Annotated in this window: 17 protein-coding genes; 10 read left to right on the top strand and 7 right to left on the bottom strand. The window is 59.7% G+C overall.

Annotated features, from left to right (window positions below; genetic code table 11):
- The first annotated feature begins 115 nt into the window (after positions 1-115).
- Positions 116-1312, top strand: coding sequence for a NupC/NupG family nucleoside CNT transporter (locus AB5Z05_RS20760; protein ID WP_005348874.1), 1197 nt, complete (start codon positions 116-118; stop codon positions 1310-1312).
- A gap of 101 nt (positions 1313-1413) precedes the next feature.
- On the opposite strand, the gene AB5Z05_RS20765 is transcribed toward AB5Z05_RS20760, so the two are convergent.
- The 5 genes from AB5Z05_RS20765 to AB5Z05_RS20785 all read right to left on the bottom strand — a co-directional run bounded on the left by AB5Z05_RS20765 (position 1414) and on the right by AB5Z05_RS20785 (position 4410).
- A complete protein-coding gene (locus AB5Z05_RS20765; RefSeq protein ID WP_005340339.1) occupies positions 1414-1833 on the bottom strand; it encodes a DUF4426 domain-containing protein in 420 nt (139 codons plus the stop codon).
- 43 nt (positions 1834-1876) lie between these two features.
- Positions 1877-2179 (bottom strand): DUF167 family protein YggU, encoded by a 303-nt coding sequence (gene yggU / locus AB5Z05_RS20770; protein ID WP_005340341.1) that lies wholly within the window; start codon positions 2177-2179, stop codon positions 1877-1879.
- Complete coding sequence (locus tag AB5Z05_RS20775; RefSeq protein WP_005340343.1) at positions 2179-2730, bottom strand: YggT family protein; 552 nt, start codon at positions 2728-2730, stop codon at positions 2179-2181. Before AB5Z05_RS20775 ends, yggU begins: the two co-directional genes overlap by 1 nt.
- 11 nt (positions 2731-2741) lie before the next feature.
- Positions 2742-3566: a pyrroline-5-carboxylate reductase gene (proC, locus tag AB5Z05_RS20780; protein WP_151286204.1), complete on the bottom strand. Its 825-nt coding sequence runs from the start codon at positions 3564-3566 to the stop codon at positions 2742-2744.
- A 142-nt stretch (positions 3567-3708) separates the two neighbouring features.
- A complete protein-coding gene (locus tag AB5Z05_RS20785) occupies positions 3709-4410 on the bottom strand; it encodes a YggS family pyridoxal phosphate-dependent enzyme (RefSeq protein ID WP_019445603.1) in 702 nt (233 codons plus the stop codon).
- Between the two features lie 39 nt (positions 4411-4449).
- Between AB5Z05_RS20785 and tapT the strand changes: the two genes are divergently transcribed.
- The 4 genes from tapT to AB5Z05_RS20805 all read left to right on the top strand — a co-directional run bounded on the left by tapT (position 4450) and on the right by AB5Z05_RS20805 (position 8063).
- The gene (gene tapT / locus AB5Z05_RS20790; RefSeq protein ID WP_005340354.1) at positions 4450-5484 is read left to right on the top strand and encodes a type IVa pilus ATPase TapT; all 1035 of its coding nucleotides are present in this window, start codon (positions 4450-4452) and stop codon (positions 5482-5484) included.
- A 28-nt stretch (positions 5485-5512) separates the two neighbouring features.
- Positions 5513-6622, top strand: coding sequence for a type IVa pilus ATPase TapU (tapU, locus tag AB5Z05_RS20795; protein ID WP_368152946.1), 1110 nt, complete (start codon positions 5513-5515; stop codon positions 6620-6622).
- A 47-nt stretch (positions 6623-6669) separates the two neighbouring features.
- Positions 6670-7443 (top strand): peroxide stress protein YaaA, encoded by a 774-nt coding sequence (yaaA, locus tag AB5Z05_RS20800; RefSeq protein WP_236368296.1) that lies wholly within the window; start codon positions 6670-6672, stop codon positions 7441-7443.
- A 194-nt stretch (positions 7444-7637) separates the two neighbouring features.
- Entirely contained in the window at positions 7638-8063 is a 426-nt protein-coding gene (locus tag AB5Z05_RS20805) for a hypothetical protein (protein ID WP_005340360.1), read from the top strand.
- Positions 8064-8422: 359 nt separating this feature from the next.
- Here AB5Z05_RS20805 and AB5Z05_RS20810 read toward each other — a convergent pair whose 3' ends face one another.
- Positions 8423-8914, bottom strand: a complete 492-nt coding sequence (locus AB5Z05_RS20810; RefSeq protein ID WP_139432405.1) for a methylated-DNA--[protein]-cysteine S-methyltransferase — start codon at positions 8912-8914, stop codon at positions 8423-8425.
- A gap of 46 nt (positions 8915-8960) precedes the next feature.
- Positions 8961-9377 carry an alternative ribosome rescue aminoacyl-tRNA hydrolase ArfB gene (arfB, locus tag AB5Z05_RS20815; RefSeq protein WP_021230947.1) on the bottom strand — a complete coding sequence of 139 codons (417 nt, stop codon included), beginning with the start codon at positions 9375-9377 and terminating at the stop codon, positions 8961-8963.
- Positions 9378-9578: 201 nt separating this feature from the next.
- Between arfB and glnK the strand changes: the two genes are divergently transcribed.
- From glnK to AB5Z05_RS20840, 5 genes are all read left to right on the top strand, one after another.
- Entirely contained in the window at positions 9579-9917 is a 339-nt protein-coding gene (glnK, locus tag AB5Z05_RS20820; protein ID WP_005341406.1) for a P-II family nitrogen regulator, read from the top strand.
- Positions 9918-10174: 257 nt separating this feature from the next.
- Positions 10175-11182 (top strand): Fe(3+) ABC transporter substrate-binding protein, encoded by a 1008-nt coding sequence (locus tag AB5Z05_RS20825; protein ID WP_021230948.1) that lies wholly within the window; start codon positions 10175-10177, stop codon positions 11180-11182.
- A gap of 39 nt (positions 11183-11221) precedes the next feature.
- Positions 11222-12847, top strand: a complete 1626-nt coding sequence (locus AB5Z05_RS20830) for an ABC transporter permease (protein ID WP_368152915.1) — start codon at positions 11222-11224, stop codon at positions 12845-12847.
- A gap of 82 nt (positions 12848-12929) precedes the next feature.
- Positions 12930-13964, top strand: coding sequence for an ABC transporter ATP-binding protein (locus tag AB5Z05_RS20835; RefSeq protein ID WP_368152916.1), 1035 nt, complete (start codon positions 12930-12932; stop codon positions 13962-13964).
- A gap of 103 nt (positions 13965-14067) precedes the next feature.
- Positions 14068-14973 (top strand): Dyp-type peroxidase, encoded by a 906-nt coding sequence (locus AB5Z05_RS20840; RefSeq protein ID WP_075116038.1) that lies wholly within the window; start codon positions 14068-14070, stop codon positions 14971-14973.
- Positions 14974-15023 lie beyond the last annotated feature (50 nt).

Genomic DNA, 15023 nt, shown 5'->3' on the forward strand with positions numbered 1-15023 from the left:
AACCGATATCGTGCAAACGTTTTTTCTAACAGGGTTGTAACCAAGCGGACTTGCAGTGACGGGGTGAGAGGCGCAGAATCCGCGCCCATCTTTTGCCCCACCTGATGGAGTCCCTATGATTGCCCTGCTCGGCATCCTGAGTATCCTGGCGCTTGCCGTCATCTGCTCTGATAATCGTCGTCGTATCCCGTTGCGAACAGTTGGCCTTGCCCTCTGCCTGCAAATCATGTTTGCCGGTCTGGTGCTCTGGCTGCCTGCCGGTCAGCACGTGCTGAACGGGGTCAGCGAGAGCGTAAGCAGCGTGATCGGTTATGGTCAGGAGGGGATCGCCTTCCTGTTCGGCGATCTGGCCAAGTTCAAGCTGGGCTTCATCTTTGCCTTCAACGTGTTGCCGGTCATCATCTTCTTCTCCGCGGTGATCGCCATCCTCTACCACATCGGCATCATGCCGCGGGTGATCGCCCTGCTGGGTGGTGGCTTGCAGAAATTGCTGGGCACCGGCCGTGCCGAGAGCCTCTCCGCCACCGCCAACATCTTCGTTGGCATGGTGGAAGCGCCGCTGGTGGTCAAACCCTACCTCTCCAAGATGTCCGACTCCCAATTCTTCGCAGTGATGAGCTGCGGTCTCGCCTCCGTCGCCGGTGGCACCCTGGTGGGCTATGCCAGCCTCGGGGTTGAGCTGAAATACCTGATCGCTGCTGCCTTCATGTCTGCCCCTGCCGGTCTGGCGATGGCCAAAATCCTGGTGCCGCCGGGAGCTGAAGAGGTCGATCACCATCAGGATGTGGAGATCCCCCGCGCCACCAACGTGATCGAAGCGGCGGCCGATGGCGCCATGTCTGGCCTCAATATCGCGGTGGCGGTCGGTGCCACCCTGCTGGCCTTCGTTGGCGTGATCGCCATGCTCAATGGCCTGCTCGGCTGGGCTGGCGGTCTGGTAGGGCTGGATCTGAGCTTCCAAATCATTCTGGGCTGGCTGTTTGCCCCCGTCTCCTGGCTGATCGGTGTGCCCTGGGATCAGGCGCAAGCCGCTGGCGCCCTGATCGGTACCAAGATCGTGGTCAACGAGTTCGTCGCCTTCATCGGTCTGGTGCAGGATCAGACCCTGAGCGAGTCGAGCAAGGCCATCGTGACTTTCGCCCTGTGTGGCTTTGCCAACATCTCCTCCATGGCGATCCTGATCGGCGGTCTGGGCTCCATGGTGCCGGAGCGCAAATCCTTCATCGCCCGTTACGGCATGCGCGCCATTCTCTCCGGCGTGCTGGCGAACCTGATGAGCGCCTGTCTGGCCGGTCTGTTCCTCGCCCTGTAACAGTCGCGGTACGGGATAGATGCAACGAGGGCGCCCTGATGGCGCCCTTGTCATATGGATAAAATGAAGCCCCGGCCTTGGTCGGGGCTTCTTGTTGCTGCTCAGTCTACGTAGAAGGTCTGCTGGAAGCTGAGGTTCTGTTGCTGCCCACCGCCCATGATCTTCAGGGTGAACTGATAGGTATCTTCGTTGCGGTAGGGGAGGGTCGCCAGATAGTAGATGGCATCGCCCTCTTTTACCTCCTGAAAGTTCAGGGTGCGGATGGTACCGGTCAGGTTCTTGGCCTCGCCGGTGATCCCCACGGCTTGCGCCACTTTCTGCTTGTCCTGTACCGCGATATTGATGATGGCGTTGTAGCGGCTGCGCTCCAGTCCATACGCCTTGGCGACCTCCGGTGTGAGGAAGCTGGAGTTGAAGGCGTTGTAGTGCACCAGCCAGGGCCCCAGCTCCTTCATCTGTTCTGCCTTGAGCGGCAGGGTCATCAGCAGTGCCAGCAGGCCACTCATCCAGGCTGTTTTCATCTGTCATCCCTCTCATATCTACGGTTGGCGCAGGCCGATTCATTCAGCCTTGCGTGTCATTCAGCAGAGCACTCACTTCTTGCGGCAACTGTTTGGGGCTGTCGATGGCGACGGTTTTGTGTCGCCCCAGCTCGCCCCGCACTATGGTGATCTGTCCCTTGGCCACCTTGAACTGCTTGGCCAGAAACTTGATCAGATGGCTGTTGGCCTGGCCATCAACCGGCGGCGCCGTGATGGCCACTTTCAGCTCTTCGCCATGCAATCCGATGATCTGATCCCGACTCGCCTTGGGCTGGATCACCAGATGCAGTACCAGTTCATCCCCTTGTTGCAGGACGGCTGGCATCAAATCATCCACCACAGCTGGCCAAACAGGTCACCCAGCAGGTAGTTGATGGCTTGCAGGCCGATAAAGGCGACCAGCACCGAGAGATCCAGTCCGCCCAGTGCCGGCAGTACGCGGCGGATAGGGGCGAGGAAGGGCTCGGTCAGCTGATGCATCACGTATTCGATGGGGTTGCGGCCCTGGCTGACCCAGCTCAGGATGGCGCGGATCAGCAGTACCCAGAAGATCATCGAGCCCGCTTTTTTCAGCACGGTCAGCGCGGCAAACAGGCTGATGCTGAGCCAGTCCGCCAGCAGCACGTTCATACTCTTGAGCAGGGCCAGCTTGAGGAAGGCGACAGCCAGCGCCAGCACCACGGAAGCGAGATCGATGCCGCCAAAGCCCGGGATAACGCGGCGCAGCGGGATCACCAGCGGATTGGTCAGCTTGACCACCATCTGGCTCATCGGGTTGTAGAAGTCGGCGCGGGCCCACTGCAGCCAGACGCGCAGCAGGATCACCATCAGGTAGAGATCGAAAACGGTGTTAATCAGAAAGTAAGCAGTGTTCATCTGGGCTCCTGTTAGAAGAGGGTTTCCATTTCGGTGGCGCGAGCAACGGCCGCCTGCATGGCTTGCGCAGTCAGCGGCATCAGCCCCTGCTGCTGGAATGTCTTGATGGCTTCGGCTGTGGTGCCGCCCTTGCTGGTGACCTGCTCACGCAGGGTTTGCAGCGCCAGCTCAGGGTTCTGCTCCACCATGGTGGCTGCACCCAGCGCGGTCTGCTGCACCAGCAGGCGTGCCTGATCGGGCGAGAAGCCCATCGCCTCAGCCTCTTCGGCGATCGCCTGCATAAAGAGGAAGAAGTAGGCCGGAGCACTGCCCGCCGCGGCGATGACGCCGTTGATGCCAGACTCCTGCTCCACCCAGAGGGTTTTGCCGACCGCCTGCATCATCTGCTCGGCAAAGTCGCGATCCGCGGCGGCAATATGTTCGGGTGCATAGAGGCCGGTCATGCCCAGACCAAGCAGGGCAGGGGTATTGGGCATGGTGCGGATGATGCAGTCGTGGCCACCGGCCATCTCGCCAAGGCGCGCCACCTTGATGCCCGCCGCGATGGAGATGAGCAGCTTGCCCTCAAGGGAGCCCAACTCTTCAACCAGTGCTGACAGCATGCCGGCCATCAGCTGCGGTTTGACCGCCAGCACGATCACTTCGGCGTCACGGGCCGCCTCGGCATTATTCTGGGTGATGCGAATGCCATGTTCGCTCGCCAGCGCCTCCAGCTTGGGCAGACTGGGGTTGGCAGCCGTGATCTGCCCGGCGGGATAACCCGACTTGACCAGTCCGGCGATGATGCTGCGGCTCATGTTGCCCGCGCCGATAAAGGCCAGCGTTCTATGCTGCATCAGATGCTCCTGTAGCATATGGGGTCGCGGCGAGGTTGGCGCTGCCTGCACCACCTGACGCCAGAATTCGGTGTTCCATCAAACGCTCCTGTTGATGAAGTCGCGGTAAGAGGCGGACTTATTGGTTATCCGCGGGCCTTGCCTATGAGTAGTCACGGGCGCCGAAGATGGCGGTGCCGACCCGCACCATGGTGCTGCCGTGGGCTATCGCCAGTTCAAGATCCTCGGTCATCCCCATCGAGAGGGTATCCACCGTGGGGTATTGTCGCGCAAGCTCGGTGAACAGAGTCTGCATACGGGTCATTTGGGCGGCCAGTACGCCCTCGTCACTGGTGTGCTCGGGAATGGCCATCAGCCCCCGCAGCACCAGCCGCTCACTGTGGGAGACCAGCTCGGCAAGGCGGAAAATCTCTTGTTCCGACGTTCCGGATTTACTGCTCTCTCCGCTAATATTGATTTGCAGACAAACATTTAGCGGTGCCATTGTAGTTGGGCGCTGGTTGTTGAGGCGGTCGATCAGCTTGTCCCGATCCACGCTCTGCACCCAGTCGAACCGTTCGGCGACCAGTTTGGATTTGTTCGATTGCAAAGGGCCGATAAAGTGCCACTCTATGTCGCTATATTCCGGCTGCTGGCGCAAGGTATCGATCTTGGCCGCTGCTTCCTGGGCGTAGGATTCACCAAAGCAGCGCTGACCTGCGGCATGGGCGGCCATGATGGCCTCGACCGGTTTGGTCTTGCTCACGGCCAGCAGGCGGATCTGCTGCAGGTTGCGGCTCGCCCGTTCGGCGGCCTGGGCAATGCGTTCCTTTACCTGAAACAGGTGCTGGGCAATCTGGTTCATATTTCGTTAGTGATCTTGTGATGGGAGAATGACAAGTCTATGGATATCACAGAGTTATTGGCTTTCAGTGTAAAGCATAAAGCCTCGGATCTACACCTCTCGGCCGGGGTTCCCCCGATGATCAGGGTTGATGGTGAGGTTCGCAAGATCAATTTGCCCGCCCTGGAACACCGGGAAGTGCATGCCCTTATTTACGACATCATGAACGACCATCAGCGCAAGGAGCTGGAGGAGAACTTCGAGGTCGACTTCTCGTTCGAGGTGCCCAATCTGGCCCGTTTCCGGGTTAACGCCTTCCAGCAGGCGCGCGGCTCGGGCGCGGTATTTCGTACCATCCCCAGCACGGTGCTGAGCCTCGAGGATCTCGATGCGCCGGAGATCTTCCGCAAGATCGCCGAGTTCCCGCGGGGTCTGGTGTTGGTGACCGGCCCGACCGGTTCCGGTAAGTCGACCACCCTGGCGGCCATGGTCAACTACATCAACGAAAACTTCCATCACCACATTCTCACCATCGAAGACCCCATCGAATTCGTCCACGAGAACAAGCGTTGTCTGGTGAACCAGCGGGAAGTACATCGAGATACCAAGAGCTTCAGCAACGCCCTGCGCTCGGCCCTGCGGGAAGACCCGGACATCATTCTGGTGGGCGAGATGCGCGACCTTGAGACCATTCGTTTGGCCATGACCGCCGCCGAAACCGGCCATCTGGTGTTTGGCACCCTGCACACCTCGTCGGCGGCCAAGACCATAGACCGTATCATCGACGTCTTCCCCGGTGCGGAGAAGGACATGGTGCGCTCCATGCTCTCCGAATCCCTGCGGGCGGTCATCTCCCAGACCCTGCTCAAGCGTATCGGTGGCGGTCGGGTGGCGGCCCACGAGATCATGATGGGCATTCCAGCGGTGCGTAACCTCATCCGGGAGGACAAGATTGCCCAGCTCTACTCGGTGATCCAGACCGGGATGACCCACGGCATGCAGACCATGGATCAGAGCCTCAAGCAGCTGGTGAGTCGTGGCGTGGTGGCATCCCTCGATGCCAAGGCCAAGGCTGTTGATCCCAACAGCATTTAAGAGACTCGCACCCAGGGAGGGATAGATGATGAATCTGGATGATCTGCTGAGCGAGCTGGTCGAGCGAAAGGGATCGGATCTGTTTGTGACGGTGGGCTCGCCGCCCACCCTCAAGGTGAATGGCCATCTGGTGTCGCTGGGAGGCGAAGCCCTCGACAAGAAGGGTGCGCTGACGCTGGTCAGGGATACCCTCAGCAGCGATCACTTCGAGCGCTATATCCGCACCAAGGAGGCCAACTACGCGATCTATCGCGAGGCGCTTGGCCGTTTTCGGGTCAGCGCCTTCTGGCAGCAGGAGCTGCCCGGCATGGTGGTGCGACGTATCGAGACCCGCATTCCCACCTTTGAAGATTTGCAGCTACCCAAGATCCTGCAAGAGGTGGTGATGGCCAAGCGGGGACTGGTGCTGTTTGTCGGCGCCACCGGAGCGGGCAAATCGACCACCCAGGCAGCGATGATCGGCTATCGCAACCAGCATGCCGATGGTCACATTCTGACGGTGGAAGATCCGGTGGAGTTCGTTCATCAGCATGGTCGCAGTCTGGTGACCCAGCGAGAGGTGGGGATCGACACCGAGTCGTTCGATGTGGCGCTGAAAAGTTCGCTGCGTCAGGCGCCGGACGTGATCCTGATCGGCGAGATCCGAAGTCAGGAGACCATGGAGTTTGCCCTGCAGTTCGCCGAGACGGGACATCTTTGTCTCGCCACTTTGCATGCCAACAATGCCAACCAGGCGCTGGATCGCATCCTCCATCTGGTGCCGCAAGACAAACACCGCCAATTCCTGTTCGATCTCTCTTTCAACCTCAAGGCCATCGTCGCCCAGCAGCTGGTGCCGAGTATGGATGGCAAGCGGCGCTGCGCTGCGTTCGAGATCCTGCTTAATACCCCGCTCATCACCGACATTATTCGCAAGGGAGAGATGCATCGCCTCAAGGAGGTGATGACCAAATCGACCGAGCTGGGTATGCAGACCTTCGATCAGGCGCTCTTCAGCCTGTTCTGCGCCGGCCAGATTGGCTACAGTGAGGCACTCGCCCACGCCGACTCGGCCAACGACCTGCGACTGCTGATCAAACTCTCCGGTCGCGAGCGGCTCGGTACCGGTACGCTGGACAATGTGACGCTGGATGAATGAATCATGGGGCCGCTCCGCCGTTCGGCCCCTCGCCATAAAGGAATGTTATGCTGATTGTGGTTTCCCCGGCCAAGACGCTGGATTACGAGTCACCGCTGGTGACACCCCGTTTCACCCAACCCGAGCTGCTGGATCACTCTGCCGAACTGATTAGCCGGGCCCGCCAACTGAGCCCTGACCAGATCGCCACTCTGATGAAGATCAGTGACAAGCTGGCCGGTCTCAATGCCGCCCGGTTTGCCGAGTGGCAGCCAGATTTCACCCCCGCCAACGCCCGTCAGGCACTGCTGGCTTTCAAGGGGGATGTCTACACCGGTTTGGCGGTAGAGGATTTCAGCGAGGCCGATTTTGACTTCGCTCAGGCACACCTGCGGATGCTCTCAGGCCTCTATGGCGTGTTGCGTCCCCTCGACCTGATGATGCCCTATCGACTGGAGATGGGGACCAAGCTCGACAACGATCGCGGCAAGGATCTCTACCAGTTCTGGGGGGAGGTGATCACTCACCATCTCAACGACGCGCTGGCAGCGCAGGGGGATGAAGTGTTGATCAATCTGGCCTCCGACGAGTATTTCAAGTCGGTACGCCCCAAGAGCCTGAAAGGGCGGATTGTCACACCGGTGTTCAAGGATGAGAAGAACGGCCAGTTCAAGATCATCAGCTTCTACGCCAAGAAGGCGCGCGGCATGATGGCTCGCCACATCATCAAGCACCGTCTGACCGAGGTGGAGCAGCTGACCGGTTTCAACGCCGAGGGCTACTACTTCGTACCGGAAGAGTCGGACGCCAATATCCTGATGTTTAAACGCGCCGAAAATTAATTACAAAAAGAGGGAACCAATCTTTCGACCCGTGGGTCTGAATATGTGAATCCTCTGTTGTAAGCACTTTTTATTCGCCGACGTTTGATACGTCGGCTTTTTTATTGCCGTTTTTATTGTCCATCGATTGCCTTCGCCGGGACTATGTGGTTCAGATAGACTCAAGACAGGGAGCGAGTCGTTGCGAGGTGAATATGGAACAGAAAAATGCCATTCGGCAGGTTGCCGTCCCTTGGGCTCCGTCCCGCCAGCTCCCACCCGGGCTGGTCGTTGCCGAGCTGCATCAGGATCTCTGGAGCGACTCTCTGACCATCATGCTGGGGCGGGCACGCAGCATCGATCTGCCCCCGCAAATCCTCTGCCGGGTCTATTTTCGCCATATCTACGCCCTGAGGGTTATCGAAGATTGCGATCTGGCCGAGGGGAAGGATAGTCATGCCATCGAAGAGCAGATCCAGCTCATCACCCCATCCCGTTTTGCCAGCTGGTTCCATCAGGAGTCGGACGGCCTGCATCTGGATGAAGATCTGCAGCACTATCGTATCTCGACCTGGGATTATTGCGCCGATGTGCTGACCTCCTCGGCGCCGGAACTGCAGTTTCTGCCCCAGAGCGAGTAGCCAGCTGTTACGTCAGAGGCGAAGGATGATCCTTCGCCTCTTGGTTTTTGGGCGGGCGCAGATTTTGTGGCGTTCAGGCCACTCAAGCCGGGTGGTGGCCTGTTGTGTCGGCACAAAAAAAGCGCCTCAGAGGAGGCGCGGGGAAAAAGACAGATTGGAAGCGTCACATGGGTGCTACTTGAATCAGCGAATGAGCCGTGCCATTCAAGTATGGAGCCATCATGCCAAGCTCAATCTGAAGTAGTTCTGAGGCGATTCTTCATTTTCTGTTCATCTTGTCAGCAAAGCGTGGCTACTGGCTGAAAGCCTTTTCATTTTGGCCACCATATTGTCCCGCCCTCTCCAAGGCGCTTATCGTCTCATGGGGCCAGCTCGAATGTTGTGCCAGTCTGTTCCAGAGCCAGCAACCAGCGCTTGATGGGAATGCCGCCAGCATAGCCGGTCAGCTCGCCGCTGCGTCCGATCACCCGATGGCAGGGTACTATGATGCTGAGCGGATTGCGGCCATTGGCAGCGCCTACCGCCCGCACCGCCTTGGGATTGCCTATCGCCTGGGCAATCTCGAGATAGCTCACGGTCTCGCCATAGGGGATATCGCACAAAGCGTTCCATACCGTTTGCTGAAACGGAGTGCCCTTCGCTGCCATGGGCAGATCGAACTGCTGCAACTTTCCGGCGAAATAGGCGGTGAACTGGGCGAGATAGGGGGCCAGCGCCTTGTCATCCCGTTGCCAGTCAGTTTGCGGCATGACGGGGCGCTCCCCGTGCATGAACTCCACGTGGCGCAGACCATCCTGATTGATGGCAATGAGCAGGGGGCCGTGGGCGCTGTCGCAAAAACTGTATCTCATCGGCTGACATCCTTTGGGGGCAGGGGGCTGGGGGCTGGGGGTTGGCTCAGTCCAGAACCGGTTTGCCGCGGGCGGATTTGATATCCCCCTTGCGCTTTTTGGCATCGACCCGCTTGCGCTGGGAGCTGCGGGTCGGCTTGGTGGCATGGCGGGCCTTGGGGCGCCAGGCTGCTTTTTTCAGCAACTCCACCAGACGGCTCATCGCCTCCTTGCGGTTCATGTCCTGGCTGCGATGGCTCTCGACCCGGATCAGGATAAAGCCATCGTGTACCCGGCTGTCGCTCAGCTTGTCGAGACCCTCCTTGTAGAGGGGCGTCAGGCTGGGAGAGTTGCGGTAATCGAAGCGCAGCCAGACGGCGGAGTCGGTCTTGTTGACGTGCTGTCCGCCGTTGCCCTGTGCCCGCATGGTCTGAAATTGCAGCTCATGCCAGGGAATCGTGACGCTGTTGGAGATAACTAACATGCTGTTTTGCTCTTGTTTGGTGCATACCCGCTGACCGCTGCAGCATGGTGCCTCATTATGGGGCGTGCTGGCCGGTTATGGGGGTGTGCCTGGCGAATGGCGCAGGCATTAAACTCTATCTATATGAAATAAAACAATAAAAATACTTGGCATAAGAATTGAAACCCGATTCATGACACACCATGGATTGGGAGCAACCAGATGAAGCTGATTAGTGCGATTATCAAACCGTTCAAGTTGGACGATGTCCGCGAGGCTATTGCCAACCTGGGGGTGGAAGGGCTGACCGTGTCCGAGGTCAAGGGATTTGGCCGCCAGAAGGGACACACCGAATTATACCGGGGAGCCGAGTATCAGGTCGACTTCCTGCCCAAGGTGAAGCTGGAGATTGCCACCGCTGATGATAACGTGGAAGGGGTGATCGAGGCGATCTGCAAGGCGGCCTATACCGGCAAGATCGGCGACGGCAAGATCTTTGTCTACGACTTGCTGCAAGCGGTGCGCATCCGCACCGGCGAGAGTGACGACGAGGCGCTGTGATGAACCGCATCAGTGACGTACAGATCTGTTGACCTCCCGACCTCGGGCATCCCGAGGGAGTAGGCGCTTATTGAAGCCTGACCAACATAACGTTTTGTTCAGAAGAGGCCGAATGGGATTCCATCCGGCCCTTTTCATTTATGGGCGATTAAATATGTGATGTGGCGACGGCGAGCTTTCTTGATCCGCTTATAAGATGTATGCAGAATGCAAACGGAAATCGTTATCACTCTGTATAGCTAATCAAGGAATGGATGATGAAAATGAAGATGTTGGCACTGGCTTTCTCTGCGTTGGCAGCTCAGTCTGCATTGGCGGCCGGGGAAGTGAATGTCTACTCCAACCGGCAGGATGAGCTGATCAAGCCCATCATCCAGCAGTTCGAGAAGGAATCTGGCATCAAGGTGAACGTGGTGTTCGCCAAAGAGGGATTGAACGAGCGTCTGGAGCGGGAAGGCAAGCTCTCTCCGGCCGACCTGATGCTGACCGTCGATATCAGCCGTCTGACCGATCTGGTGGACAAGGGGTTGGTGCAGCCGGTGGATAGCAAGATCCTGCAGGAGAACATCCCCGCCATCTATCGTGATCCGGAGAATCGCTGGTTCGCCCTGACCACCCGGGTTCGCGCCATCTACTCCAGCAAGGATCGCCTCGGTAAGCTCGAGACCATCAGTTACGAAGATCTGGCCAAACCGGAATTCAAAGGGAAAATCTGCACCCGTAGCGGCAAGCATGAGTACAATGTGGCGCTGGTCTCCTCCATGATTGCCCATCACGGCATGGCCGAGACCAAAACCTGGCTGGAAGGGGTCAAGGCCAACCTGGCGCGCAAGCCGCAGGGCAATGACCGGGATCAGGTCAAGGCGATCAAGGATGGTATCTGTGACGTGTCGCTCGGCAACAGCTATTATCTGGGCGCCATGTTGAAAGATCCTGCGCAGAAGTCCTGGGCGGATGCGGTCTATATCAACTTCCCGAACCAGGCTGACCGCGGTGCACACGTCAACGTGAGTGGCGTGGCCATGACCAAGTATGCCAAGAATAAGGCCGAGGCCCAGAAGCTGATGGAGTTTCTGGCTGGCGACACCGCCCAGCACATGTATGCGGATGTGAACGCCGAATATCCGGTCAAGGCCGGAGTCGAGCCTTCCGCCATGGTCAAGTCCTGGGGCAGTTTCAAGTCTGACGCACTACCGGTCAGCGATTACGCCAAGCACCGCAAGGACGCCTTGCAGTTGCTGGATGAAGTGAAGTTCGACTTGTAATCAGATGGGGCCAACGGCCCCATCAACATCTGTGGTCTCATGAAAAATTTTGGATGGATGACCGGCAGCTGGGCCACCGCCCTGCTGCTGGGTTTACCGGTTATAGCCCTGCTTTTCTCTGCCTTCTCGGCTGAGGGGGAGCTGTTTCGCCACCTCGCCGATACCGTGCTGCTCGATTATCTGGGCAATACCCTGGGGCTGGTGGTCGGCGTGGTGCTGCTAAGCCTGCTATTTGGCGTGCCCACCGCCTGGCTGGTGGCCATGTGTCAGGTGCCAGGGCGGCGTGCCCTGCAATGGGCCTTGATGCTGCCGATGGCCATGCCCTCCTATATCGTCGCCTACGTCTATACCGACTTGCTCGACTACTCGGGCCCGCTACAGGCCGGGTTGCGAGCACTCTTTGGCTGGAACAGTCCGGCCGATTACTGGTTTCCGGCCATTCGCTCCCTTGGCGGCGCCGCCTGGGTGCTGGCGCTGGTGCTGTTCCCCTATGTCTATCTGCTGACCCGCGCCTCTTTTCTCGAGCAGTCAGTCAGCCTGATCCACTCCAGCCGCCTGCTCGGCTGTACCCCGTGGCAGAGCTTTCGCCGCCTCAGTCTGCCGCTGGCGCGCCCCGCCATCATGGTGGCGGTATCGTTGGTGGCCATGGAGACGCTGGCCGATTTCGCCACCGTCCACTTCTTTGCCATCAACACCCTGACCACAGCTGTCTACGACACCTGGCTCGGCTACGGTAGTCTGGCCACCGCGGCCAAACTCTCCTGCCTGATGCTGCTGGCGGTGGTGCTGCTGATCGCGCTGGAGCGTCGCTCGCGCAGTCGACAGCAGGTGTTCCAGAAGTCCATGGGCCATGAGCAGCCGCTGCGCTATCCGCTTAAGGGGATGAGCCGCTGGTTGGCGGGTCTCTGGTGCTGGGGGCTGGTGCTGGCCGGTTTCGCTTTGCCGTTCGTCATCCTGCTCGATTACGGGGTGCGCTACTTCGAGTTGTCGTGGACGCCGGAGTTTGTCCGCTTCGCCGGCAACAGCTTGGCTATCTCGGCGCTGACCGCTCTGCTGGCGATGGGCATCGCCCTGCTGCTCGGCTTCTTCCGCCGTCTCGATGGCGGGTTCAAGAGTTTGCTGCCCCTGCGCATCGCCGCCATGGGTTACGCCATGCCGGGCACCGTGCTCGCCATCGGGGTGCTGGTGCCGCTCACCGCCCTCGACTTTGCCATCAACGATCTGGCCGAGTGGCTCGGGCGTCAGGGGCCGGGCTTGCTGCTGACCGGTACCATCACCGCCATCGTGTTCGGCTATCTGGTGCGCTTCGTGGCCATCGCCATCGGCTCGGTGGAGAGCAGCATGGGCAAGATCTCCCCCAGCCTCGACATGGCGGCCCGCTCTCTGGGGCAAGGGGATGGCGGCATGCTGCGGCGGGTTCATCTGCCGCTGGTGCGCCGGGGTCTGTTTGCCGGTGCCATGCTGGTATTCATCGAATCCATGAAGGAGCTGCCTGCCGCTCTGCTGCTGCGGCCCTTCAACTTCGATACCCTGGCGACCCACGTCTACCAATTCGTCTCGGACGAGATGCTGGAGCGCGGCGCGCTGGGGGCTATCGTCATTGTGCTGGTGGGGCTGTTGCCGCTGATCTGGGTCAACCGCAGTCTGGACAGTCCGGGCCACTGAGTCGCCGCATCGGTCAATGAAATTGCATGCGGTGTGCTGAACCGAAAGGCAGCGCGCCGCCAGAAAAGAGAGGAAGTCAGCCTTGTCCTGTTTGCAGGTTGAAAATGTCAGCTGCCGTTACAACGGCCGCAATGTGTTGGAGCTGCTCTCCCTGACGGTGGCAGACAACGAGATCGTCTGCCTGCTGGGGGCCAGTGGCTGCGGCAAGACCACGCTGCTCAAGGCCATCGCAGGGCTGCTGCCGTTGGCTGAGGGCTCGATTCGCCTCGGCGATACCCTGCTCGACGGGCCGGGTGCCAGCGTGCCGCCCGAGGCGCGCAACATCGGCATGATCTTTCAGGATTACGCCCTCTTCCCCCACCTGACGGTGGCCGACAATGTCGGCTTTGGCCTGACCAAACTTGATCGCCGCGCCCGCCAGCAGCAGGTGGACGAGGCGCTGGCGCTGGTCAATCTGCAGGGGCTGGGGGATCGCTATCCGCACCAGCTCTCCGGTGGCCAGCAGCAGCGGGTAGCCATCGCCCGGGCGCTGGTGTGCAAGCCGCGGCTGATGCTGCTGGATGAGCCCTTCTCCAACATCGATACCCAGGTGCGGATGAAGTTGATCCTCGAGATCCGCGCCCTGCTCAAGCAGCAGGGGATCGGCGCCATCTTCGTCAGCCACAGCAAGGAGGAGGCGTTCGCCTTCGCCGATCGGCTGGCGCTGTTTCGCGCCGGTCACATCGAGCAGGTGGGCCAGCCTGAGCAGCTCTATCGCCGCCCGCAAAACCGCTTCGTGGCGGAGTTTCTCGGCGGGGTCAACTATCTGGCTGCCGAGGTGGTGGACAGCCAGTGCGTGCAGACGGCGCTCGGGGTCATTTGTGGCAGTGAGCCTCATGGCCGTGCGGTGGGTGAGCAGTTGCAGCTGATGCTCAGACCCCAGCAACTGCTGCTGGAGAGCGCCGCAGATGGGGAGCTCAAGGTGGTGGAGCAGCAGTTCCTCGGCCACCACTGCCGGGTGCTGTTCGAGTGTGGCGATCTGCAGCTGGAGGCGAGCATTGGCGAGCCCCTTGATGGGATGCGGGCACGGATCAAGGTCGCTCCCCATGGATTGGTGTTGTTTGACCCTTTGCCCTGAACGCGTGATATCGTCGTGAAATCAAAGAACTGGATCCACTCTGGTTTATAATCGCGCAACGCAAATAGCCCGTAACGCTAACGCCTACTCAGGGGAGAGATATATGAAAGCCCAAGCCGGGATCTGCGCAGAGCCGAATCTGCACGCCCTCTATCTGATGTTCAATCGTACCGGCGATGCCGCCGAACTGGTCGGCCGTCTGGCCAAACTGCCCGCCCTGTGGCAGGCGGTCGCCGCCGATTTCCCCGATGCCGGTTTCAGCGGTCTGGTTGCCGTTGGCGCCGATGCCTGGGATGGTCTCTACCCTGCCGCCCGTCCGCCCCAGTTCCGCAGCTTTATGGCGCAATCCGCCAACGGTCAGGAGGCCCCCAACACCCCGTTTGATCTCTTTATTCAGCTGCGCGCCGATCGGGTGGATGTGCTGCACCACGCTGGTCACCGAGTGATGGCACTGCTGGCCGGACTGGTCGAACTGGCCGAAGAGGTGCGCGGTTTCCGCAATCTGGATTGCCGTGACCTGACCGGTTTCGTTGACGGCACCGAGAACCCGCAGGATGAGCACCGTGCCGAAGTGGCGCTGCTGGCGGAAGGCGAGTTTGCCGGTGGCTCTTACATCCACGTTCAGCGCTGGGTACACGCCATGAGCGACTGGGAGAAGCTGGCGCAAAAAGAGCAGGAAGACATTATCGGTCGCACCAAGCCCGACAACATCGAGTATGAGTCTGCCGCCAAGCCGCTGACCGCCCACATCAAGCGGGTCAATCTCAAGACGCCGAAAGGGGAGTCCATGGAGATCCTGCGCCAGAGCATGCCCTGGGGCACCATGACCGAGCAGGGGCTCTACTTCATCTCCTGCTGCCGCACACCGCAGCACTTCAACGCCATGCTGGCCAGCATGTACAAGGGGGAGGGCAGCCACTTCGATCACCTGTTGCGCTTTACCAAGGCAGTGACCGGCGCGGCCTTCTTCGCCCCATCTGAAGGTTTTCTGATGGCGCAGGGCAAATAAGCCCGCCTGACGAAGACTCAGAAAACAAAAATCCCGGCCTTGGCCGGGAT

This window comes from Aeromonas sp. R2-4 (assembly GCF_040908365.1).
Lineage (GTDB): Bacteria > Pseudomonadota > Gammaproteobacteria > Enterobacterales > Aeromonadaceae > Aeromonas > Aeromonas veronii.

Excerpts from the sequence above, each read along its gene's own strand:
- AB5Z05_RS20760 (WP_005348874.1), top strand. The coding sequence starts at position 116 with ATGATTGCCCTGCTCGGCATCCTGAGTATCCTGGCGCTTGCCGTCATC.
- AB5Z05_RS20765 (WP_005340339.1), bottom strand. The coding sequence starts at position 1,833 with ATGAAAACAGCCTGGATGAGTGGCCTGCTGGCACTGCTGATGACCCTG.
- yggU (WP_005340341.1), bottom strand. The coding sequence starts at position 2,179 with ATGCCAGCCGTCCTGCAACAAGGGGATGAACTGGTACTGCATCTGGTG.
- AB5Z05_RS20775 (WP_005340343.1), bottom strand. The coding sequence starts at position 2,730 with ATGAACACTGCTTACTTTCTGATTAACACCGTTTTCGATCTCTACCTG.
- proC (WP_151286204.1), bottom strand. The coding sequence starts at position 3,566 with ATGCAGCATAGAACGCTGGCCTTTATCGGCGCGGGCAACATGAGCCGC.
- AB5Z05_RS20785 (WP_019445603.1), bottom strand. The coding sequence starts at position 4,410 with ATGAACCAGATTGCCCAGCACCTGTTTCAGGTAAAGGAACGCATTGCC.
- tapT (WP_005340354.1), top strand. The coding sequence starts at position 4,450 with ATGGATATCACAGAGTTATTGGCTTTCAGTGTAAAGCATAAAGCCTCG.
- tapU (WP_368152946.1), top strand. The coding sequence starts at position 5,513 with ATGAATCTGGATGATCTGCTGAGCGAGCTGGTCGAGCGAAAGGGATCG.
- yaaA (WP_236368296.1), top strand. The coding sequence starts at position 6,670 with ATGCTGATTGTGGTTTCCCCGGCCAAGACGCTGGATTACGAGTCACCG.
- AB5Z05_RS20805 (WP_005340360.1), top strand. The coding sequence starts at position 7,638 with ATGGAACAGAAAAATGCCATTCGGCAGGTTGCCGTCCCTTGGGCTCCG.
- AB5Z05_RS20810 (WP_139432405.1), bottom strand. The coding sequence starts at position 8,914 with ATGAGATACAGTTTTTGCGACAGCGCCCACGGCCCCCTGCTCATTGCC.
- arfB (WP_021230947.1), bottom strand. The coding sequence starts at position 9,377 with ATGTTAGTTATCTCCAACAGCGTCACGATTCCCTGGCATGAGCTGCAA.
- glnK (WP_005341406.1), top strand. The coding sequence starts at position 9,579 with ATGAAGCTGATTAGTGCGATTATCAAACCGTTCAAGTTGGACGATGTC.
- AB5Z05_RS20825 (WP_021230948.1), top strand. The coding sequence starts at position 10,175 with ATGAAAATGAAGATGTTGGCACTGGCTTTCTCTGCGTTGGCAGCTCAG.
- AB5Z05_RS20830 (WP_368152915.1), top strand. The coding sequence starts at position 11,222 with ATGAAAAATTTTGGATGGATGACCGGCAGCTGGGCCACCGCCCTGCTG.
- AB5Z05_RS20840 (WP_075116038.1), top strand. The coding sequence starts at position 14,068 with ATGAAAGCCCAAGCCGGGATCTGCGCAGAGCCGAATCTGCACGCCCTC.